General features: G+C 50.9%; 22 protein-coding genes. 17 read left to right on the top strand and 5 right to left on the bottom strand.

Annotated elements, in window-relative coordinates; all coding sequences use genetic code 11:
* Positions 1-83 precede the first annotated feature (83 nt).
* Positions 84-2,705 (bottom strand): TrlF family AAA-like ATPase, encoded by a 2,622-nt coding sequence (locus OGV75_RS01240; RefSeq protein WP_153754021.1) that lies wholly within the window; start codon positions 2,703-2,705, stop codon positions 84-86.
* A gap of 1,158 nt (positions 2,706-3,863) precedes the next feature.
* Between OGV75_RS01240 and OGV75_RS01235 the strand changes: the two genes are divergently transcribed.
* The 3 genes from OGV75_RS01235 (at position 3,864) to OGV75_RS01225 (ending at position 5,781) form a co-directional block, all read left to right on the top strand.
* Positions 3,864-4,355: a hypothetical protein gene (locus OGV75_RS01235; protein ID WP_502873965.1), complete on the top strand. Its 492-nt coding sequence runs from the start codon at positions 3,864-3,866 to the stop codon at positions 4,353-4,355.
* Entirely contained in the window at positions 4,352-5,134 is a 783-nt protein-coding gene (locus OGV75_RS01230; protein WP_008322828.1) for a site-specific integrase, read from the top strand. Before OGV75_RS01235 ends, OGV75_RS01230 begins: the two co-directional genes overlap by 4 nt.
* 80 nt (positions 5,135-5,214) lie before the next feature.
* Positions 5,215-5,781 carry a hypothetical protein gene (locus OGV75_RS01225; protein WP_286480282.1) on the top strand — a complete coding sequence of 189 codons (567 nt, stop codon included), beginning with the start codon at positions 5,215-5,217 and terminating at the stop codon, positions 5,779-5,781.
* A gap of 123 nt (positions 5,782-5,904) precedes the next feature.
* Here the strand turns inward: OGV75_RS01225 and OGV75_RS01220 are convergent, their stop codons facing one another.
* Complete coding sequence (locus OGV75_RS01220) at positions 5,905-7,191, bottom strand: DUF1173 family protein (protein ID WP_286480281.1); 1,287 nt, start codon at positions 7,189-7,191, stop codon at positions 5,905-5,907.
* A gap of 210 nt (positions 7,192-7,401) precedes the next feature.
* Here OGV75_RS01220 and OGV75_RS01215 point away from each other — a divergent pair, with 210 nt between their 5' ends.
* Positions 7,402-8,028: a ParA family protein gene (locus tag OGV75_RS01215; RefSeq protein WP_008322831.1), complete on the top strand. Its 627-nt coding sequence runs from the start codon at positions 7,402-7,404 to the stop codon at positions 8,026-8,028.
* A 41-nt stretch (positions 8,029-8,069) separates the two neighbouring features.
* Positions 8,070-8,297 (top strand): hypothetical protein, encoded by a 228-nt coding sequence (locus OGV75_RS01210; protein ID WP_008322833.1) that lies wholly within the window; start codon positions 8,070-8,072, stop codon positions 8,295-8,297.
* Between the two features lie 521 nt (positions 8,298-8,818).
* On the opposite strand, the gene repE is transcribed toward OGV75_RS01210, so the two are convergent.
* From repE to umuD, 3 genes are all read right to left on the bottom strand, one after another.
* The gene (repE, locus tag OGV75_RS01205) at positions 8,819-9,571 is read right to left on the bottom strand and encodes a replication initiation protein RepE (RefSeq protein ID WP_008322834.1); all 753 of its coding nucleotides are present in this window, start codon (positions 9,569-9,571) and stop codon (positions 8,819-8,821) included.
* 445 nt (positions 9,572-10,016) lie between these two features.
* On the bottom strand, positions 10,017-11,291 hold the full coding sequence (locus OGV75_RS01200) for a Y-family DNA polymerase (RefSeq protein ID WP_286480279.1): 1,275 nt from the start codon (positions 11,289-11,291) through the stop codon (positions 10,017-10,019).
* Entirely contained in the window at positions 11,291-11,713 is a 423-nt protein-coding gene (umuD, locus tag OGV75_RS01195; RefSeq protein WP_009364906.1) for a translesion error-prone DNA polymerase V autoproteolytic subunit, read from the bottom strand. The genes OGV75_RS01200 and umuD overlap by 1 nt, the downstream gene beginning before the upstream one ends.
* A gap of 291 nt (positions 11,714-12,004) precedes the next feature.
* Between umuD and OGV75_RS01190 the strand changes: the two genes are divergently transcribed.
* From OGV75_RS01190 to OGV75_RS01135, 12 genes are all read left to right on the top strand, one after another.
* Positions 12,005-12,958 (top strand): plasmid segregation protein ParM, encoded by a 954-nt coding sequence (locus tag OGV75_RS01190; RefSeq protein ID WP_286480278.1) that lies wholly within the window; start codon positions 12,005-12,007, stop codon positions 12,956-12,958.
* A gap of 5 nt (positions 12,959-12,963) precedes the next feature.
* Entirely contained in the window at positions 12,964-13,338 is a 375-nt protein-coding gene (locus OGV75_RS01185) for a plasmid partitioning/stability family protein (protein WP_008322837.1), read from the top strand.
* Positions 13,319-13,669 (top strand): hypothetical protein, encoded by a 351-nt coding sequence (locus OGV75_RS01180; protein WP_230675860.1) that lies wholly within the window; start codon positions 13,319-13,321, stop codon positions 13,667-13,669. The genes OGV75_RS01185 and OGV75_RS01180 overlap by 20 nt, the downstream gene beginning before the upstream one ends.
* Before the next feature lie 469 nt (positions 13,670-14,138).
* Positions 14,139-15,074 (top strand): DUF1281 domain-containing protein, encoded by a 936-nt coding sequence (locus OGV75_RS01175; protein WP_008322841.1) that lies wholly within the window; start codon positions 14,139-14,141, stop codon positions 15,072-15,074.
* Between the two features lie 32 nt (positions 15,075-15,106).
* Positions 15,107-15,454 carry a hypothetical protein gene (locus tag OGV75_RS01170; RefSeq protein WP_097361869.1) on the top strand — a complete coding sequence of 116 codons (348 nt, stop codon included), beginning with the start codon at positions 15,107-15,109 and terminating at the stop codon, positions 15,452-15,454.
* Between the two features lie 376 nt (positions 15,455-15,830).
* Positions 15,831-16,511, top strand: coding sequence for a DNA methylase (locus OGV75_RS01165; RefSeq protein ID WP_286480277.1), 681 nt, complete (start codon positions 15,831-15,833; stop codon positions 16,509-16,511).
* Entirely contained in the window at positions 16,511-16,732 is a 222-nt protein-coding gene (locus OGV75_RS01160) for a YubE family protein (protein WP_049040206.1), read from the top strand. Before OGV75_RS01165 ends, OGV75_RS01160 begins: the two co-directional genes overlap by 1 nt.
* A gap of 10 nt (positions 16,733-16,742) precedes the next feature.
* Positions 16,743-17,162, top strand: coding sequence for a DUF1380 family protein (locus OGV75_RS01155; RefSeq protein WP_049040207.1), 420 nt, complete (start codon positions 16,743-16,745; stop codon positions 17,160-17,162).
* 55 nt (positions 17,163-17,217) lie between these two features.
* The gene (locus OGV75_RS01150) at positions 17,218-17,622 is read left to right on the top strand and encodes a DUF1380 family protein (RefSeq protein ID WP_191219949.1); all 405 of its coding nucleotides are present in this window, start codon (positions 17,218-17,220) and stop codon (positions 17,620-17,622) included.
* 67 nt (positions 17,623-17,689) lie between these two features.
* A complete protein-coding gene (locus tag OGV75_RS01145; RefSeq protein WP_049040209.1) occupies positions 17,690-18,457 on the top strand; it encodes a YubG family protein in 768 nt (255 codons plus the stop codon).
* A gap of 415 nt (positions 18,458-18,872) precedes the next feature.
* Positions 18,873-19,301 carry an antirestriction protein gene (locus tag OGV75_RS01140; protein ID WP_196093991.1) on the top strand — a complete coding sequence of 143 codons (429 nt, stop codon included), beginning with the start codon at positions 18,873-18,875 and terminating at the stop codon, positions 19,299-19,301.
* Between the two features lie 18 nt (positions 19,302-19,319).
* Complete coding sequence (locus OGV75_RS01135) at positions 19,320-19,790, top strand: DUF1380 family protein (protein ID WP_230330263.1); 471 nt, start codon at positions 19,320-19,322, stop codon at positions 19,788-19,790.
* Positions 19,791-19,794 lie beyond the last annotated feature (4 nt).

The following is a 19,794-nucleotide window of genomic DNA, read 5'->3' as shown; positions in this document are numbered from 1 at the left end:
CGCAGATCCGAAAAGCGGTATAATCGGAAAATTGAAAAAGCCGCATTTGCGGCTTTTTCTGCATGCCCTTAAGCATGATGGAATCAGGTTTTGCTGAGCCACGAGCCATAAACTTCCCTGCGTCGCTCGAAGGCCTCACGCCCTCCCTCCATCACAGAAATGATGTGCTGTTGTACAGGCGGGGCATCCACGCCGCCAGCGGATGTCTGGATCTTTCCGCCTGCATATTTACAGGCACAAACATTCTCTGCATCTCCCAGCACCGGGATGTTGGCATTATGAGTGGCAAAGATAAACTGGGTACGGGGTTTCATTGCCCGGATGATTTTAATCACGTCGTCATAAATCGTCTGATTGTCCAGGTCGTCTTCGGGCTGATCGATGATAACCACATCATTATCCTGCTGATTCAGAACAAACAGCATTAAAGCGGAGGCGCGCTGACCCAGCGAATGTTGTTCAAGGGGCTTACCCCGGAATTCAATGGTGTAGGTATTCGGGATCTGCCAGACAATCAGCGATTCTATCTGCTGTTCCAGATACATGCTGAATGTCTCTGCAGAACCGCTGATAATCCCCGGCAGTTTATCCCTGTTCAGCCAGAGCTCGCCAAAATCTCTGAAGCTGTCAGCCACGGTCTGGTAGGTACTTTCCCGCAGCCGGCTGCCGGTGAAGGCCTCTTTCAGAACGGCCTGCATGGCTTTTTTGTCGTTTGCAAAGCACGGCACGATCTTCAGAGGCGAACCGGCCTGGCTGATGCCGGCCAGTACGGCTTCAATTTCCTGATATTCTTCCACCCACAGTTCATGTAATCGGCTCAGCGCTTCTGTCAGATTTTTCTCCAGTAACGCCTGACTGCTTTTAGCCCGGGTCAGCTCGGCAATTTTCTGTTGCGCAAGTTCCAGCCCGGCCTTCAGCTTCAGAAAGTCAGCCGGATCGGCTTTTTCCACGCCTGCCAGCCGCAGCTCTTCAGCTAGGCCACGCTCTATTTCGGCAAATTCCTCCGTCAGCGCCAGCTTTTTCTCCAGAAAAGCCTGCTGCTTCGTATCGAGTTCTCTGAGAAGCCGGCGGGCGCCGTCCACGATGGTGTTCAGGGAGCCGAGATGCGCGGTAAAGCGGTCATATCCCTCACGATAATCATCAATATCCGCCTGGTTATGGGCGGACTCATGTTTCTGATCCTGCTTCAGCTCATCGAGTTTTTCCCTGATCACGTCCTGCAGACTGTCCAGCGCCCGGGTTGCCCGTGCAGTGGTACTGCTGAGGTAGCGCTCATCCCGTCCGAAGGTGGTCTGACGCGCCAGTTTTTCTTCCATACCGTGCTGGGCATAAAAGCGCAGGCGAAACTGCGCATCCTTCTCTTTCGCCTGCCATTCACAGAGTGTTTCTCCTGATGTTTTCAGACGACGATACTCGCGTAACCTGTCAAGGACGGCGTCTTCCTGCTGGCGGATTTTGTTCCGCACGGCGGCCAGGCGCTCCCCGACCAGTTTTTCAATCAGGTCATGTTCAAATCCGGCACCGGTATTGGACAGATCTTTCTGGCCAAAATACACCGGCTTGTGCAGCACCGTTTCCCGCAGCGCCACCCCGTGCCGGGCCTGTCCGTCAAAAATGACCTGCGGCTCCTGACCGAAGATACGGACTATCTGATAGGCCCGCCCGTGACGGCATACGGCCTCAACGGTAATCTTCCCCCCGCTTTTGAGTAAATTACTGACCAGATTTTCTTTGTAATCGCGGTCAGAAGCCTTCTCGCCAAAGGGAATGTCCAGGGCATACCGGATCCCTTCAAGGATGGAGGATTTGCCGCTGCCGCGGATCCCTATCAGGGTGTTCAGCTCCGGAGATAATTTCACCACAGTTCCGCCCAGCGAACCGGCTCCCTCGAATGCTATCTGGCGGATATGGCTGTGGCTCAGTGCCGGTTTCTCCCTGCTGACGCGGTGCGGGAAATCCTGCAGCGCAAAGCGGACAGCCTCAAAACTGTAATCCCCCAGTTTCAGATAGCTGGCGACTTTTCTGACACCAATGTTATCCAGCGTTTTGGCATCGCATCCCTGGACTTCGGCAGGATAGCGTTCACCGAGCACGCCCTTAATTTTGATCCGCAGGTCGTGGGTCATCACCTTCTGAAATCCCGTCACGCGCCGGCGGATAAGCTCGTTATCAAAAAGCTCCCCAATCCTGCCAGGGCTCAGCCCGCCCCATAATCCGTTAGGGGCCTCCACGTGGGCAAACACAATAAAGTAATCCCGTTCGTACCGGTCAAGGCGCTGGATGGTCTGTGTGATATTTTCTGTTGAACGGGCATTTTCGTTCTCAAAATTATCAACGCCCGCAAACGTGGCCGTCAGGAAACTTTCAATATGGTTTGTCTGCTGCGGATTGATAAACCACTCATCAGCAAACACCACGAGCGTATGCACACCGGCCTGGCCATCATTAACGGACAGCTCCACGCCGGGAAGCAGCTCCATACCTTCACGGCGCGCGGCTTTGCGCAGTGCCTTAAACTCACCGGGATCGAATTTATTGTGATTGGTGATCACGCCGACGCCCACTCCAGCCGCTTTCAGGGCACTGACGTAGTCGCGAATATATCTGTCGGACTCTCCGGCATAGCGAAATTCTTTATCTGCACGGGTATGAAGATGAAAATCTACCTTGACCCAGCAGGAGCCATTCTCAAATACAGGATACATTCCTTGATACCTTTATTCAGTTGCTGATGAATGCCCGAAGGCTTTGAATAATTTTATTCATATTACGGCGATCCCGTACCGGCTTCATTTTATTTCCGTCAAGGGTTAATCAATATTTGATCTGAACCCGAAGCGCATGTAACGGGTTACGCATGAGAGGGGCGGCTTTCTTTTTCGGTGTGCTGATTTCTGCAACAGAGTGTGATGATTGTTGCCTTTCAGGCAATAATGTAATTAAAGCAACAATAACTGATAATTATTGCTCCAGTAGTATTAGTTTCTTTCTCTTCTCGCAGAGATCCGAAAACCCCTGGAGCCGGATCTTCCTGAATCCCACCGGCGCGCTGCGGCCCAACAACACAAGATGTAGCGGCTCTTTCAGCTGTTATTGCTACCAGATGTTGTGTTATGACCCTTCCCTGTGACCCGACGCGCAGGGGCAGAAATGACCGCTTTGCTTATTCCCTCACCGTGGTACACTTCCGGAAAGTCGTGAATAGATAAAAAATCGGATCATCAGAAAACAGCCATCCGGTAATTTAATGGTGTGGTTATATGTCTGCTTATTATCACTTGAGTGATGTTTCAGGTTAGGGATTGCATCATGCGTTACCATCACCTTTGTGAGTGATGCGAGAAAATTCTTAAGCGGTGTCGGGAAAATTCTGAATGCGTCCAGGACTGTCACACCAGGTGATAATCCCGGTATCAATTAACACAGAAATGTCTGGGCGAAGATGACATCCTGCGGAAAAGATGCCTCAGCAAAATATTATGCCGGCGAGTGTGATTACTCTGAGTGACTATAAGGAAGGTTCAATTTGACATTGAAAGACATGTATCTGCTTCTACATACAACTTATGGTCATAACGATTTATGGTTGATGCTGCTTAGCCCAGCCGAGGGAGGGCGTTCTACCTTTCTGGATGGCCGTTATGTTGCTTCTCAGGGACGAATTTTGTGTAGGTATTCTCAGGGACGATGGATTCATCTTGTAAAGACTGACTTTCGTTATTTTGATCCCTTCGAGGATCGGGCCACTCAATCTCCGGGCGGACTCAAGTTGTCTCTGCAGTACGCTATCGCGCTAACAAATCCGTTATGAGTGAGATACTTTCCAGTTTATAGCGGGATTTCTCGATAAGGAACAAACATGGCTGACTGGTTTGTCGCAGACAGTCAAATATCTTTCTGAAGTGTTTCAGGGGGCAGTAATGGAAAATATGATGAAAACTATGCGTGAGTATTTCCCCACGCGAACAGTGGTGTTCGAACAGTCTCTGGATATGTTTGGTCTCACCCGGGGTGAGGACGGGAAACTCATATTTCCCCGTCATTCTGATAACCGTTTCCCGATCGGGCGTATCCGCAAGCGTCTGTCATCTTATGGCTGGCGCGGAGAGCGTCTGAATCAGGAAGTGGCGCGTATTGTCGCAGGCCCTGATATTCTTCCTGAAAGAAATGACTACAGCATAATTTTTCCTTACGGATGGGAACGAAACCAGCTAACCCCAGAGATGCGGAGAATGTTTCACCGGAAGACTGGTCGCCGCGTGCTGCTTATGCTGGATGAGTTCCATTATATTCATGACGCCCGGGAACGTCAGACGTTTGCACCAGAAAGTGATGAAGCACCCGAGGTATCATGAATTACCCTTCTCTTCCCGGACAGGCCTACGCCCCGGAAAAAGTGCACCTGCCTGTGGCCATCGATTACCCGGCTGCGCTGGCTCTGCGTCAGATGGCGATCGTCCAGGATGAACTGCCGAAATATCTGCTGGCCCCGGAAGTGAGCGCCCTGCTGCATTATGTTCCCGATCTGCACCGTAAGATGCTGCTGGCTACTTTGTGGAATACCGGCGCACGGATCAATGAAGCGCTGGCCCTGACTCGGTCAGATTTTTCGCTGGCGCCGCCCTACCCGTTTGTGCAACTGGCCACCCTCAAACAGCGGGCGGAAAAAGCGGCAAGAACGGCCGGCAGAACACCTGCCGGCAGTCAGGCACATCGTCTGGTGCCGCTGTCAGATAAACAGTATGTCAGTCAGCTGGAGATGATGGTTGCCACACTGAAAATCCCGCTCGAGCGCCGCAATAAACGTACCGGCAGAATGGAGAAGGCACGTATCTGGGAAATCACCGACCGTACAGTGCGTACCTGGCTGAATGAAGCGGTTGAATCCGCTGCGGCCGACGGTGTGACATTCTCGGTCCCGGTGTCGCCACATACTTTCCGGCATTCCTATGCCATGCATATGCTGTACAACGGTATTCCGCTGAAGGTGCTGCAAAGTCTGATGGGCCACAAGAGCATTAGTTCGACGGAGGTCTATACGAAAGTGTTTGCGCTCGATGTTGCTGCGCGGCACCGGGTACAATTCCAGATGCCAGAGGCTGATGCAGTGGCCATGTTGAAAAAAAATATCTGACACAAAACGCACAATAGCTCTGTCTTTGCCCGACTACAGAACCTATCCGGAAGAAATCTATATTACAGCGAGTGCTAAAAATGAAAATGAAAACGACGATATTTGCATCATTACTGTATGTTTCTTTCAATATCAATGCTGCTCAATCAGCAGATGAAACAATCGCTCCAATGAAACAATCTCAACAAGTTTCGGTTTACAGCGTAACAACCGTTAAGAAGGATGCTCTAAAAAACATTATAAAAGACGTTGAGAAGCGTGGTTTCTCAACCTCGACAGCAGACCTGAATAATCTGGACAACAGTGTAATTGTTTTCAAAAACAGGAAAGATGGCGAAAAGCTGTCTCCTGCACTGCTAAATCCTATAATAAACAAACAGGCAGATATCAGAAATGAGTGGCAGAGTTACTCCCCCATTTCTGGAGTAGTGACGTTGAACTCTGACGACACCAGTATTTCGTTAAAGAATGAGATCGTCTCCCGTATCGATAGCGGGAATGTGAAACTAGCTCAAGGAATATCCATCTACGACAATGGGAACGAGAGACATAGTTTTCAGGATGTTGGTGTAAACAAGGATGGCTCGGTGATCAATATCATTATGACCAGCCCTGGTAGGTATTTCATTATGCTTACAACAATCTGAAAACTTTGTTGCATTGCAACTATCAGGCCTTCTTTTTACAAGAAGGCCATTTAAAGCTAATGAAAAAACATTAAATCATGATTTCATTCTTTCATTCTTTCATTCTTTCATTCTTTCATTCTTTCATTCTTTCATTAAGTTAGTGTAGCCAGATATTTTCTTCAAAGGGAAAGATGAATCAATAACCAACTTATCATTTATGGTAGCGTCCCAGGACCACCACCCTTTCTCACCGTATTCACTGTTGTACCACCTTTCTTTCTCCCGACGATGAGCAATGTAAGCATCGGTTTTCATCCCCCACACCTCAATCGGGAAAGGCATATGATTTTGAGACTGCACATCGAGCAGACTAAAGTCGGGATGAAACTCCATCTCGGAAGAGTCATATCTTAGTGGTTTAAAAAAGGACCGCTGTAACTCGTATAATTTTTGTTCCATCGTGCCTTCATATTGCGAATCAAGCGGTATAAAGCGCTCACTCGTCATCATCATGGCAAGCTGACGAACCTGGGCTGACTTAGCGCTGGGCACATCTGTAAGAGCAATGATGAAAATTTTATATCCATTTTTCCAGCCACTGAATTCATGTGGAAATCTTTCAATGGCAGAATTCCATCTGGAGGTATCAAGACCAAGAAAAGGCATACCTGCGAACTCCTTCACAGGCAGACGGTTTACCCCTGAAATGTATTTATCAGAGTATTTTGCCAGTTCGGCCACGACTACCATCCTGCATTTATTCTGCCTGGCGAATTCTACAGCCCCACTGTTCCGGACACTATCTCTGGAACCGGTCACTGCAGGTGTAAGCAATACGTTTGACAATCGTGTTTTGCCAATTTCAATTTCACATGCCTGAGTCCAAAGATGGAAGCCAAGCAATGTTGATGACCTCACTCCATCCATCTTTGGAAACCATCTGTTATATCCTGCATTTTCCCAGATTAAGTGCATTAGGCCGCACAGAGACACGGTGGCTCTTTTACTTTTACGGGAAGCATCACCAGTCAGGGGAGTTGCAGGAATATCATCAGATACTGATTTTGTCTGCAAAGCATAATCCAGCTTAACGTTGATAATGCCATCTGGCTTTTCAGTAATCGCACCATTGTTGTAAGTCCCTTGCGCACCTTCAGGTGAGAGTCGGCTATAGAACCGACACTCATCCTTATGTTTATTACCAGTGAGGGGGAAGCGTGCAAGATGATGCTTCTCATTTTTTAACTTCACAGCCAGCGGTAGTTCTCTGCCTGTACATAAACAAACAGCATACGAGTTACAGTCTCGTGATCTTTTCAATGCTTGTTGAAATTCAGTCTGTATCGAAGACGAATCCTGTTCATCTGCGCCAAATATTCGGGGCGATGACTTACTATCAAAATACAGTTTGATCGTGAAATTCTTCATACCTGCCCACCTTGCTCTTTAGTCATTAAATCATTAAATCATTATTTAATGACTGGTTATCGTGAGCAATTTCACACAGTTACGATTTTCATGCTTTCCTTATATCATTAAATCATGATTTCATATTGTTATTGTATAGTACTCTGTGTCATAGTTTGATTTGCACAAATTGTTAATAATGAAATCATGATTTAATGAAATGGTGATGACATGGGTAAGGTTATATCAGTAATTGGTCAGAAGGGTGGTGGTTCCAAAAGCACCGAATCCAGAACTCTGGCTGTAGGATTTACGGAGGCTGGATGGAAGACTCATCTGGCTGATATGGATGTAAAGCAGCAGACATCATTCAAATGGACTGAGCGAAGAGAAAAAAGTGGATTAAGTCAAATTGACTGCGCCCTTTACCGTCGGGTTGATACGGCAGTCAAAATGAAGGACAGCTGTCATTTATTAATTATTGATGGCCGTCCAGCGGCAGAGACAACATCACTCGATGTAGCAGATGAATCAGACCTGGTAATAATCTCGACAGGAACGACAATCGATGATCTCGAGCCTTCACTCGAACTGGCCCGCGAATTGATAAAAAAAGGGATTGATAAAAGCAAAATCGTATTCGCTGTAGCTAAATCTCCGTCTCCTTCTCAGGGGGAAAAAGCTCAGGAAACGATTAAAGCATGGGGTTACAAAGTACTGAAAACGGTTATACCTTTTAAAACAAGCTATGGTGAAGCCCTTGATGCCGGGCGCGCACTACATGAAACATCATTTAAATCTTTAAACGAACTCGCAAAACAAATGATTGAAGAAGTTCATGATATAATTAATTCATGATAGCATGATTTCATTAATTCATTTTATGTGAGAGGTTCTCTATGAAAGGCCCGAAAAGTACTATCAAAATTGATCCACCAAAAGATGATGAACCAACTCTGGATGTTACAGGACGAAGCGCAGCTCCTGAATCATCTGTGAAGCCTATCCAGATAAAGGTACCTGTGTCTAAGCACAAAGAAATGAAAGCTTATGCTGCGGAGCAGGGGATATCTATGACTGAAATGATAATGGCTGGGTATGAGATGTATCGCAATAAAATGAAATAATGAAAACATGATTTCATGAAAAAATGATAATCAACTTCACAGAATAACTCTTAATGCCAGGTTCTCATTGCTGTTGATATTCCTGGCAGAAGGGGAACTGCAGGATCGATAACTAGCACTACCAGAAAAATGGAGCCGACTTCAAAACGCTATCCCCTTTCTTCAGCGTAAAAGATATGACACTAACTTTATCCCAATGATGTACTTTAAGGTTTCACTGGACGCAAGGTGTGACAAATTGCACTCAACTTTAGGCAGCCAGGAGACTTACTCTGTTAGTGTCTAATATTTCTTCTGTGACAAAATGCCCTGAAAGAAGTGTGACAAATTGCTCTTAGCTAAGAGTGACAATCTGCCTTCAAGAAAGTAAAGGGGTTAAGGCTTGATTTCATGGGTATCAAATAGCTGAAAACCATTCCAAGTGTGACAAATAGCCCTGAGAACACCACTTATCTGTGACAATTTGCACTGAGGGGCTGTGACATTCAACCCTCGGAAGTATGACTATCTGCCCTCATTATTTAGAGAGAGCTAGCTACTATGTCACTGAAAGAAAAGACAATATGAGTTGTCTGTCGTCCTTTCTTTTTCTCTATATAACTCAGACGCATCGGCGTTCTGCTATTGATTTCATCAACACTTGCCTGAAGGAAACGGCGTCGAAAATCAGGCATTCGTTGATAACTTTGCGGCAACTGGTAACGTTCCATTATCCAGTCTACTTTGAGCGACACACAGCCTGAACCATCGGGTTTTCTGTACTGGCAGAGAGATTCATACAGCCGCATAGCATAGGGATTAGTTATCTCCTTTGTTTCGCTAAGCCTGAATTGGGTAAATCTGTTCTGCAAACCAATAAAAAATGGAATCAGATAGGGGTTTATATGAACACTGTACAGTCCTCGGGAAGGGCTGTGAGCACGTTTAATGAACCAGGGGAAAGACTCTAACCCTTTTTCACCGTTAGCATCCTCTTCAGGTCGGTAAAATACGACCTCTTTACCAGCAAAGCCTTTGAGCGCCTGACGTATATCCTTACTGGCTTCCGCAGAGGTTAATCCAAATGTTGCTGCATAATGAGCTACCTGTATTTCACAGATACCATCATGCTCCTGAAGCGAGCCATCTGATTTACGGATCTGATCGACGAACAAATACAGCATACGCTTCTGATCACGAGAGAGACTATAAGCCGCTTCGGTAAGCTCATTAGACTGAACTATACGAGGGCTATTTTTGCGCTTTTTATGGTTTATTACCGCAACTTCCGTCATGACCGTTCCATTCAAAATGTGACAGATTTTAAGATTGTCACATTTCATCAAAGAGAGTCAACAGGCAGGGATAAGTTTGTGATTCAAATGGATCGCAGAGGGCAATTTGTCACAGGGTTCAGGGCAGATAGTCACAGTTCAATAGGGTAAATGAGGGTGATTTGTCACAATGAAAGGGCAAGTTGTCACAAATGATCCTCTGGAACCCGCAGTACATAAGGGCTCAAAGGGGGTCTAAAAAGGTAAACCTAAAAACTAATTTAAAAAGATCTTATAAAAATATGACGGTGGATAAGTGGATAAGAGCTCAAAGAAGAGGGCTAACATTTGATATTGGGCGTAAGCAGAACATGCAGGTACCTTTCCCTGGTGCTTCCTCGCTCACTCGCGGGCGATGCCCGGTCGCTCGGCTGCGGCGAGCACTGCCTCCTTTCTAAAAACGGCTTTATCCAATCCTCGCAACGGGTATTTCTTTCCAACGAGTAGTGTAGGCGGGGGAAAGCATGTCACGCTTCATTTGCCACTCAGGTGCAATCCCACGCCCAGCAAACCATATTTTTCCGAGTCCTGAATGGTTAATACCATCCAGGGTTTTCATCAGTTGCTTGCTCTGTTCCCGCGGCTGCACTTCATCAAATAAATTGAGCTGAGAAATCCCGGTAGGAGTGAAATCGTTGAGCATACAGCCCGCCTTTGCATAGCGGTGACCATCCACCCAGATCCTGTCCAGTGCTTTCACTGCTGCGGCTATGATGTCCCGTGTATCCTCCGTGGGGGTGAGCAGTTTTTCACTGGCCAGATTACCGTAGTAGAGCTCATTTACGGCAAACGGCGATGTTTTCAAGAACACGGCAATATGCCTGCAGAATTGACGCTCGCCACGCAGCTTTTCGGCGGCACGTTCAGCGTGCTGACAGACTGCCTGCCGCATCGCCTCATAAGTCGTGACACGTTCACCAAAGCTCCGGCTGCAGACTATCTGCTGTTTGGGGGGCGGTGCTTCCTCCAGTGAAATACAGCTTTCACCGTTGAGTTCCCGGACGGTTCTCTCCAGCACAACGTTGAAATTCTTCCTGATAAATACAGGGTTCGCACGCGCCAGCTGCAGTGCCGTAGTGATGCCCATTGTGTTCAGCTTCTTTGAGATCCTGCGGCCCACCCCCCAGATTTCCTCCACCGGCTGCAGTGACAGCAGTTTTTCTGTACGGCGGGGATTGCCCGGCGTTAACGCCAGTACGCCGCCAAATTGTGGCCACTCTTTGGAGGCCCATTGTGCGGACTTTGCCAGCGTTTTCGTGGGCCCCATTCCGACGCCGATGGTCAGCCCCGTGCCGGAACGAACGTGCTCACGCAGCTGCCGGCCGAAATCCTCGAAATCGATGCAGCTGTCTATACCGCTAACATCCAAAAACATCTCGTCAATGGAGTACTGCTCAACGCGTGGCGCCAGCGCTTCCAGATGAACCATGACTCTGTTCGACATGGATGCGTAGAGGGCGTAATTACTGGAGAACGCGATGACTGGTTCCGTAAATTTCACCGACTTCAGCTGAAACCACGGCACCCCCATTTTTATGCCCAGCTTTTTCGCTTCAGCGCTGCGTGCGATTACACAACCATCGTTGTTACTCAGGACCACCACAGGCCTGTCACGCAAATCGGGGCGAAAGACCTTTTCGCAACTGGCATAGAACGAGTTGACGTCAGCCAAAGCGAACATCAGTCTGTGCTCCGGGTTTTGTGTATAAAAGCCGTCACCACCCCGAAAATCTGCAGTTCTTCCGGATAAAGCGTGGGGTAGGCCGGATTCAGCGGCAGAAGGGCAATACGGGGCTTCAGCTGCAGGCGTTTAACCGTGAATTCGCCACCGGTCTCCGCGATGACAATGTCACCTTGCAGCGGTGTTTCGGCTTTGTCGACAATCATCAGGTCGCCGGAATGCAGGCCCATGTCTTTCATTGAATCCCCGATAGCCCTGACGAAGAACGTTGCAGCCGGACGCCGGATACAATAGGCATTCAGGTCAAGTTCCTCCTCCGTGTAATCGGCGGCCGGCGACGGAAAACCTGCCGGGCAACGTTCGGTGAACAGCGGGGCAGTGGACTGCACCGGCTCCTGTTCGGGAGCAAGAAAAAGTAACACGGCATACCTCTTAAAATACCTGTTTGTATATACAGTATTATTTCTTCTTTTTTCTTTTTCGCAAGTGTTCTGTATGCCGACGGCTTCATCATGTTGTATTCGCGATGAATATTTCTTTGCTCAACGTCAGACCCAACATCTCTTTACTTGCTCAAATTGTTCTCTAATTTATCTCAAATGGTGCTCTTTTCTTATTGATAGGGGCTGTTGTTTATGTATAATTCACTAATAATTCTCTAATACATCTCGTTTTGTTCTCTAAGGCGTTTTCAACTACCCAGGTGACATTCAATGAAAATTTATATCGATGATGGATCAACTAATATCAAACTTCAGTGGAAGGATGATGAGGTCAGGCAGTCAATCAGCCCTAACAGCTTTAAGCGTGAATGGGCTGTTGCATTTGGTGGACAACAAGCGTTCAACTATATGTTGAATGGTGAGCAATACTCTTTTGATCCTATCAGCCCTGATGCTGTGGTTACCACGAACGTCGCCTGGCAATACAGCGATGTGAATGTTGTTGCCGTTCACCATGCGTTGCTTAACAGCGGGATCGAACCTTGTGAAGTCGATGTGGTTGTAAGCCTGCCTTTATCTGAGTATTACGATAAAAATAACCAGCCTAATAAGGCAAACATTGAACGTAAAAAAGCGAATCTGCTGCGGCCGGTCGAACTTAATGGTGGCAAGACTTTCACCATTAAGCATGTCGAGGTTATGCCCGAGTCCATCCCAGCAGGTTTTGAGGTGGTAAAAAATCTTAACGAACTGGATTCACTCCTGATTGTTGATCTGGGGGGAACCACGCTTGATATTTCTCAGGTTATGGGGAAAATGCGAGGGATTTCGCGTATTTATGGTGATTCAACCCTCGGGGTATCCTTGATCACCGGTGCGGTAAAAGAGGCGCTGTCCGTGGCAAGAACCAAAGGGAATAGCTATCTGGCTGACGATATTATAATTCATCGTAACGATGCTTCTTATCTCTCATCACGTATCAATGACACGTCACGAATTGAACTGGTTCGTGAAGCGATTGAGAACTCTCACCACCGTCTTGTTAACAGGGTTATTGAAGCCATCAGCCGCTTTGAGGGATACTCCCATGTAATGGTTATTGGCGGAGGTGCTGAATTGATCGCCGATCATGTGAAGAAACACTGTGGGGTCAGGGAAGAACGCTTCTATAAAACTCGTTCATCCCAATTTGATCTCGTTAACGGCATGTACCTTATTGGATAAAAACAATGGATACGCGACGCAAAATCACGTTTTACCTGAATCCTGAAACCAACGAAGCGGACCGTTTTGTCTGCCAGAAAACAGATGAAACACCCCAGGGGGAAAGGGGACGTTTATGGCGCGCCGCGCTGCTTACAGGGTTTGCTTTTGGAAAGCAGGATGAGCGTCTTCCGTTCCTGTTCAGCGAGTTACTTAACAGGAATACATCGTTTGACGATCTGATGCAGCTGCTTAAAGCGGTTTACCCTCGTGAAGTCGAAGCGCTTTTACAGGGCAGGATAAAGGAAACTGTACCAGTTGAACGGACTGAGACTAATTTATCCTCTCAACCCCCCAATGCTGAAGATGAAACCCGCAGCAATGCAAAAGAGTTATTCTAAAATGCCGGTGGTTGATGCCAGAGAACATGGAAAGCTTATTCGCCAGTTCCTGAAGAACGCCCGGGAGATACAGGAGCTCGGGCTTATTGAGGATATTGAACATCAGACGCTGTCTGAAATTCAATCCAGTCTAATAAAGATGTCTTCGCCCGGAGCTGGCTATAAGCACACCTGTCCACGACATGGTAGCCCCTGGGAAGAGGCTGAAATTCAGCACCTTATTGAACAGGCTGGTTCATCAACTTTCGATGTCGCGAGTTTCGCCAGTGAATACCAGCGGCGACCTGAATCCGTCATTAAATACATGAAAAAGCTGGGACTGACAAAATAGTCAGTATTTCCCACTCTCTGTCTTTTGCTCAAAAAAAACACAACTTCCTCATATGGGCATTGCACCTGTAATACAGCGTGCTGTGTCCAGCTTATCCACAGACTTTTCCTCCCTTAACTGTGGACAGGGCTCGTGTCATAACAACTCTCTTACGCTCCCTCACTGATGTTCTCCTTACCTGAATCAGCCTGCCACCCGCTGCCAGTGTGCCGCGTCCGGACGGACACGGGACGGGCGTCTTTATCGCTCAGGCCCGGCGTCGTTGTTATTGTACGCCATACCCTCGCCAGTTTAAGGGCGCCCTTCAAGCCGCTTTCGCGGCATAAGCTCGCCGACGATGAGAATTGTCGGCTCGTTATTCCACGGTCGGCGTTGACCCGTTACCGGACGCGACGAACAGGCAGCGTGCGGTAGGGAACGGTATCGCGGTGATGCCTCCTGCCCACCCTGACTGTGTAAGGAGCTTCCCATGCCGAACTGGTGTGCCAACAGACTGATGTTCAGTGGTATTCAAAACAGTGATGCCCTCAAAACGTGGATTGCCGGAGGTGAACCGTCTCTGCATCGCCGCGCCAGAAAAGAAGGTATCCAGCTTTTCCTGGCGGGCTGCGCGGGGATACTGCGCCCCCTGACAGAGCAGCATTACGCGCCATACCCGCAGCTAGTTTCTTACGGGGCGGCCGCAGACAACCGGCCTTCAGTGCAGGCGTACAGCGACTGGCTGGCGATGTTTATGGCCGGAGCTGTGCTGAATGTTGAAACCTGCCTGAAGCTGCATCAGTGCTGGCTGGACTGCCATATTGCCCATGCCCGCTGGGCCACCCTCAGTGAACCGGAACAGGTGGTCATCCGGCAGCTGTACCAGCAAAAATCATGCGACTGGGGGGACAGTTTCCGGCCTGCGCCGGTGGATGAATGGTGGGACAGCCTGTGCGACGCCGGTTTTGCCGTACCTGCTGCTGATCCAATGGATTTCCGCGACGTGCTGCCGACGCGTCTGGATATTGAGGTGAACGCCTTCAACGGTGGCCTGCTGACGGGTGTCCCGTCGTCATATGACCACTATCTGAACCAGTACGGTTGCAAGTGGCCGGTCGGCTATGAGGCGAATATCTGCTTTGTCGGAGAGAACACGCTGACGGTGGATTTTGACACGCCCTGGAGTCCGGTCGGTGAAGACGTTGTGGCTGAACTCAGTCAGCGGTATGGCGGGGAGGTGGAGCACTGGTTTGCGGAGCAGGGCTGTAATTACTGCGGCTATGCCCGGTACGTCAGCGGCGAAACAGACGTGTACATCACGGACGAGCTGGAGTGGGGTGAGGCTGACCCGGACGATGAGGACAGTTTCCCGGACGTAACCGGCCCGGAGTGGATTATCAACAACGTGGCGCATTTTGGCGGCTGACCGGAGGCGGGCGGGAAACCGCCCGGAATAACATGGAATTAAATCTGAATACCTGGCTTGTTGGCCTGAGCGTCGACGTCGGTGGCACTGAAATGATGGTGTATTACCTGATTAGCGCGACTGACCTGGAGCATGCCGAAGCGGGCGTTCTGGAAATGGGGCGCACCTGGTGGCCAGTGCTGCAACGCGAGGATGACCGGCATCGGTGGGAATATGCAGCAGGCGTGGTCTGGTTCAACAGCATAATTCTGCTCGATGACGTGGAAAACAGCATTCTGCGCGGGCTGAAGTTCCTTGATGCGTGGAACGTGACCGGTACAACGGATGCGCCGGTGCTGCGCGACGAGTGGGACAATGACTGGCGGGATATCACCCGCTGACGGAATGCCGGGCAGGGCGACTGCCCGGTACTTCAGGCAGGAAAAAGGATGTCGCGCTGCTCCGCATCCATGCCGCGCAATGCGCGGGGATATCCACTGCCCGGAGCCAGTGTGCCGCGCCCGGACGGACACGGGACGGGCGGCTTTTCCGCTCCTGTCCGGCGTCGCTGTGATTTTACGCCATCCACTCGCATTTTAAGGAGCGCCCTTCAAGCCGCTTTCGCGGCATAAGCTCGCCGACAATGGGGACTGTCGGCTCGTTATTCCACGGTCAGCTTGACCCGTTACCGGTCGCGGCGTACAGGCTCCGGGCAGCAGGGAACGGACGTCGTACCGACGTCCTCCTGGGTGCCCCCTGTAACCACGAGGTGTCCCTGTGTCCCGTTTTATCCTGGGTAACTGCGTCAATATTATGGCCTCCTTTCCGGATCGCGCCGTTGATTTCATCCTCACCGATCCCCCGTATCTGGTCGGGTTCCGTGACCGTTCCGGCCGCAGTATTGCCGGTGACAAAACCGACGAATGGCTGCAACCCGCCTGCAATGAGATGTACCGCGTCCTCAAAAAAGACGCGCTGATGGTCAGTTTCTACGGCTGGAACCGCGTCGATCGTTTCATGGCCGCGTGGAAAAGTGCCGGATTCTGTGTCGTCGGGCATCTGGTGTTCACCAAAACCTACTCGTCGAAATCGGCCTATGTCGGCTACCGCCATGAATGCGCCTATATCCTGGCGAAAGGCCGTCCGGCGCTGCCGTCGGACCCTTTACCGGATGTTATTGGCTGGAAATACAGCGGCAACCGTCACCACCCGACCGAAAAGCCTGTTACCAGCCTGCAACCGTTGATCGAGAGCTTCACACACCCGAACGCCATTGTTCTCGATCCGTTTGCCGGTTCCGGCTCCACCTGTGTGGCCGCCGTCCAGGCAGGGCGCCGTTATATCGGGATTGAGCTGATGGAGCAGTACCACAAAGCAGGCATTGAGCGCCTGTCAGCCGTCCAGCGCGCCATGCAGCGCCCGGCCGTCAACGACGTCTTTTATCCGGAGGCCGCGTAATGAACTATGCCGGACACGAAAAACTCCGCGCAGACGTGGCGGAACTGGCCAACAACATGAGTGACCTGCGGGACGCGCTGAACGGCATGGAGCACCGTTATCGCTTTGATTCCGACGTGCTGACCGAACGCCTGGCCCGTCAGACGCTTTTCCGCATCAATGCCCTGTTTATGGCGGCGTACAACGAAATGCTTGAGCTGGATACCTGCTTTAAGGACTAAGGAGAAAAACATGTACGGAACCTGTGAAACCCTCTGCCAGTTGCTGAGTGAGCAGTATCCCGCAGAAACCCCGCTGAACCTGATTGTCTGGTCCCCGGCGGATATTGAAGCGCTGGCCGACGGGATGGAGTATGCCGTTTCTGAACAGGACACAAGGGAGGTGCTGGCGCGTCTGGACGCCATACCGGAAGAACAACGGCTTGAGTCGGGTGTGTCTGCCAGTGCGGTGATGGAATTGATTGATCAGGTGAAACAGGCCGTTCCGGCGGTGATGGTGCCGGCTGACCTGCTTGAAACCCTGCTGACGACCGCCGAACAGGCGTTGTGGCACAGGGAATGGACCGCCCGGGATGACAACCACCCTGTGCCGGACAGCGTTGCCCGCCGCCTGGCTGATACGGCGAAAGTGCGCGCCTTACTGAAAAACTGAATTCCCACGCCGCCCCGGCGGCGTGGACTGAATCTGCTCAGAGGAACATAAGATCATGATGTATGGCACCCGTAAGGAACTGAATAAAAAACTGAAACATATGTTTGGCAACGACGAACACATTGCCCTGCTGGTCTGGACGAAGCAGGACGTGATGGCCCAGGTGGAAAACATGACGGAAAGCGAGGCCGCTGCGATTTTGCAGGAAATCGGCAGCGTGACCGGTCATACCGAAGAGGGCATTTCATTTCGCACGGTCCGGGAGATGTATGCCGGATTACGGGCCGACATCCCGACCATCATCGTGCCCGCCGACCTGCTGGCCCGCCTGACTGACGTCGCGGGGCTGGCGCTGGACGCAGAGAATGCACAGACCCGGCTCCTTATCAGCCGTCATTACCCGTCTGTGGCTGATGTACAGGCCGATATCACGTGGCTCAGGCAGCTCCTGGCTGCCTGATATGACTGACCGCCCCGCCCGTTCTGACGGGGCGATACTTCCCGTACAGCATACAGAGAGAATAACCATGAATAACGATACCCTGAACGCCCTCATTCTGCGCCACGGTGAAAATCTGCTGCGCCGGTCCGGCTGGCCTGAAACTGTGGGTGTGGTACAGATGGCTCCGCAAGACGTACCCGGCTGGCTGTCCGTCTGCGGTGTGCTCAGTGCAGACGAGATCCTGACGCTGACAACTCGTCTGTGCCAGACCCAAAACGCCGGACTGGCGCACCTGCTGACGGCCAGCGCGCAACGGCTGGCTGGCACGCCCGCCCGGCTGCATCTGTACCCGACTCAGACTTATCCCTGGCCCGAAGCCCTGCCTGATTTTACATGTATCAGTCTGCCCTATGCGCAGGAATGGCTGACAAAAGCCGAATGCGACGACCTGCTGGCCTTCCTGAAAGATTTCACTGACCGGGTATGCGAAATCGTTCGTCAGGACGCGAAGCGCATCGCGGCAGCACTGGTGCCATCTGACGCACCACGGCTGATGGAAAAACGTTTCGGAGACTGGCGACTGGTTGCGGACGAATACGAACATGACAACTGGCTGGACAGTGAGGACGGGGAACGGCTGGATCAGGTGCTGGACGGCATACTGGTCCGGGATGCGCGGTTTTGTCCGGTCCTGCTCACCCTGGTGAATGAGTCCCGGGAAGAAATCGAAGCGGCCGGGGTGATGACCGATCTCCTGCGTTTCCCCGGGGAACCGGTTCGTCGCTGGTTTGACCGCCGCGTGTTGCGGGACGTCCTGAACGAGGTCCGCAACACAGATCCGATCGGGGATTAAAGAGGGAAGGGGGAAACCCCTTCTTTTTATCTGCCGGTGACTCAATAGCTGAAAAGGATGTCGCCGGCTCCGCTTTTATGGCGGCCCCGTCCCTGCGTGACGTGGCCTGGTGGTTTTCCACCCTGTCAGTCCGGTGTCGTGTGCGGGCTGTGCCGTGCATCCATCGTAGTCGGGCTGTCGGGGATACAAGGGTCCGCTGGCGCCGCTGCTGTCACCCGGTCCTTCCTTCACGTCAGCCGTTATCTTCCGGTCGTTCGACCGCTCAGGTTTCACGGTCTCACCCTCCAGCTCCCGTCTGCCGTGCGCGTCAGGCTGCGGCTTCCCTTGCGCCCTTGTATCCCCGACCGATCGCCCGACTGGTCTGGATGCACGGCACCGCCCGGTGTCGCGGAATATGTGATTACGGAGGTTTACCATGCAGTTAGCTACACGTCAGCACACCCTTAACGTCGAAGAACCCGACCGCCTTTCTTTCCTGCCGTACATGTTCGGCACCGATTTTATGCTGGCTGAATTACAGGTGTATGCCCTGGCAAAACAGTGGATGCCGGAATACAACGGTGGTTTCTGGCATTTCATCCGTCTGCCGGACGGCGGCGGCTACATGATGCCCGACTGCGGTCGGATTCACATGATCAACGGTGAAAACTGGTTTGATCGTACCGTCAGCGCCGACGCCGCCGGTATTATTCTGACCTCGCTCGCCATTACCCGCCGTTGCTGGACGCATCACGATTGCGGCAACGCTGCACTCACACACCTGTATATGCTGCGTGATACCCAGCTCTGGAATCACATCGTTTTTCACCCTGAATGCAACGCCATTTACGCCGCGCTTGACTGATTAACCGACGGGGCGGCGATGCCGCCCCGCTGTATCCGCCATTCATCAATTAAAGAGAAACATGCCATGTACGGAACTGTCAGTGAAATCTGTATTGCCTTGCTGAAACAGCATGAAAACAACAAAAAAATTGCCGTCATTACCTGGACGCCGGAGGACGTGCGGGAAGCGGGCGCGGAGTACAGCCCCACGGACGACGATGTGTCTTATGTGCTCCGCGTCATCGGTAAAGCAGGCAGTGCCGGAGTGTGGCGGTACGGGTTAGGACTGGAATTTGTCGCCGATGAACTCAGCAAAATCTCCGCTGCGCGGGCATCGCGCCAGATTGCTGTACCCGAAGATGCGCTGCGTGTCCTGTTGCCCCTGATGGAAGCCGGAATGAACATTCCGCGTTATCAGAGGGCGGACACGGCTGCCGAGGAATGCGCCGCGCTGGATATGCTCAAAACCCTGATGGCAGTGCCGTTTACGCCGCGTCCCGCTGAATAACAGA

The sequence above is a fragment of the Citrobacter sp. Cb028 genome, assembly GCF_030336705.1.
Lineage (GTDB): Bacteria > Pseudomonadota > Gammaproteobacteria > Enterobacterales > Enterobacteriaceae > Citrobacter > Citrobacter braakii.
Note: the sequence above shows the minus strand (reverse complement) of the source record. Positions and strands in the feature narration are given on the sequence as shown.

What these genes read in the sequence shown, in the direction of transcription:
- OGV75_RS01140 (WP_196093991.1), top strand. Translation starts at nt 18,873, where the DNA reads ATGCAGTTAGCTACACGTCAGCACACCCTTAACGTCGAAGAACCCGAC.
- OGV75_RS01215 (WP_008322831.1), top strand. Translation starts at nt 7,402, where the DNA reads ATGGGTAAGGTTATATCAGTAATTGGTCAGAAGGGTGGTGGTTCCAAA.
- OGV75_RS01170 (WP_097361869.1), top strand. Translation starts at nt 15,107, where the DNA reads ATGGAATTAAATCTGAATACCTGGCTTGTTGGCCTGAGCGTCGACGTC.
- OGV75_RS01190 (WP_286480278.1), top strand. Translation starts at nt 12,005, where the DNA reads ATGAAAATTTATATCGATGATGGATCAACTAATATCAAACTTCAGTGG.
- OGV75_RS01180 (WP_230675860.1), top strand. Translation starts at nt 13,319, where the DNA reads ATGCAAAAGAGTTATTCTAAAATGCCGGTGGTTGATGCCAGAGAACAT.
- OGV75_RS01240 (WP_153754021.1), bottom strand. Translation starts at nt 2,705, where the DNA reads ATGTATCCTGTATTTGAGAATGGCTCCTGCTGGGTCAAGGTAGATTTT.
- OGV75_RS01150 (WP_191219949.1), top strand. Translation starts at nt 17,218, where the DNA reads ATGATGTATGGCACCCGTAAGGAACTGAATAAAAAACTGAAACATATG.
- OGV75_RS01175 (WP_008322841.1), top strand. Translation starts at nt 14,139, where the DNA reads ATGCCGAACTGGTGTGCCAACAGACTGATGTTCAGTGGTATTCAAAAC.
- OGV75_RS01220 (WP_286480281.1), bottom strand. Translation starts at nt 7,191, where the DNA reads ATGAAGAATTTCACGATCAAACTGTATTTTGATAGTAAGTCATCGCCC.
- OGV75_RS01160 (WP_049040206.1), top strand. Translation starts at nt 16,511, where the DNA reads ATGAACTATGCCGGACACGAAAAACTCCGCGCAGACGTGGCGGAACTG.
- repE (WP_008322834.1), bottom strand. Translation starts at nt 9,571, where the DNA reads ATGACGGAAGTTGCGGTAATAAACCATAAAAAGCGCAAAAATAGCCCT.
- OGV75_RS01155 (WP_049040207.1), top strand. Translation starts at nt 16,743, where the DNA reads ATGTACGGAACCTGTGAAACCCTCTGCCAGTTGCTGAGTGAGCAGTAT.
- OGV75_RS01210 (WP_008322833.1), top strand. Translation starts at nt 8,070, where the DNA reads ATGAAAGGCCCGAAAAGTACTATCAAAATTGATCCACCAAAAGATGAT.
- OGV75_RS01225 (WP_286480282.1), top strand. Translation starts at nt 5,215, where the DNA reads ATGAAAATGAAAACGACGATATTTGCATCATTACTGTATGTTTCTTTC.
- OGV75_RS01200 (WP_286480279.1), bottom strand. Translation starts at nt 11,291, where the DNA reads ATGTTCGCTTTGGCTGACGTCAACTCGTTCTATGCCAGTTGCGAAAAG.
- OGV75_RS01145 (WP_049040209.1), top strand. Translation starts at nt 17,690, where the DNA reads ATGAATAACGATACCCTGAACGCCCTCATTCTGCGCCACGGTGAAAAT.
- OGV75_RS01230 (WP_008322828.1), top strand. Translation starts at nt 4,352, where the DNA reads ATGAATTACCCTTCTCTTCCCGGACAGGCCTACGCCCCGGAAAAAGTG.
- OGV75_RS01185 (WP_008322837.1), top strand. Translation starts at nt 12,964, where the DNA reads ATGGATACGCGACGCAAAATCACGTTTTACCTGAATCCTGAAACCAAC.
- OGV75_RS01135 (WP_230330263.1), top strand. Translation starts at nt 19,320, where the DNA reads ATGCCGCCCCGCTGTATCCGCCATTCATCAATTAAAGAGAAACATGCC.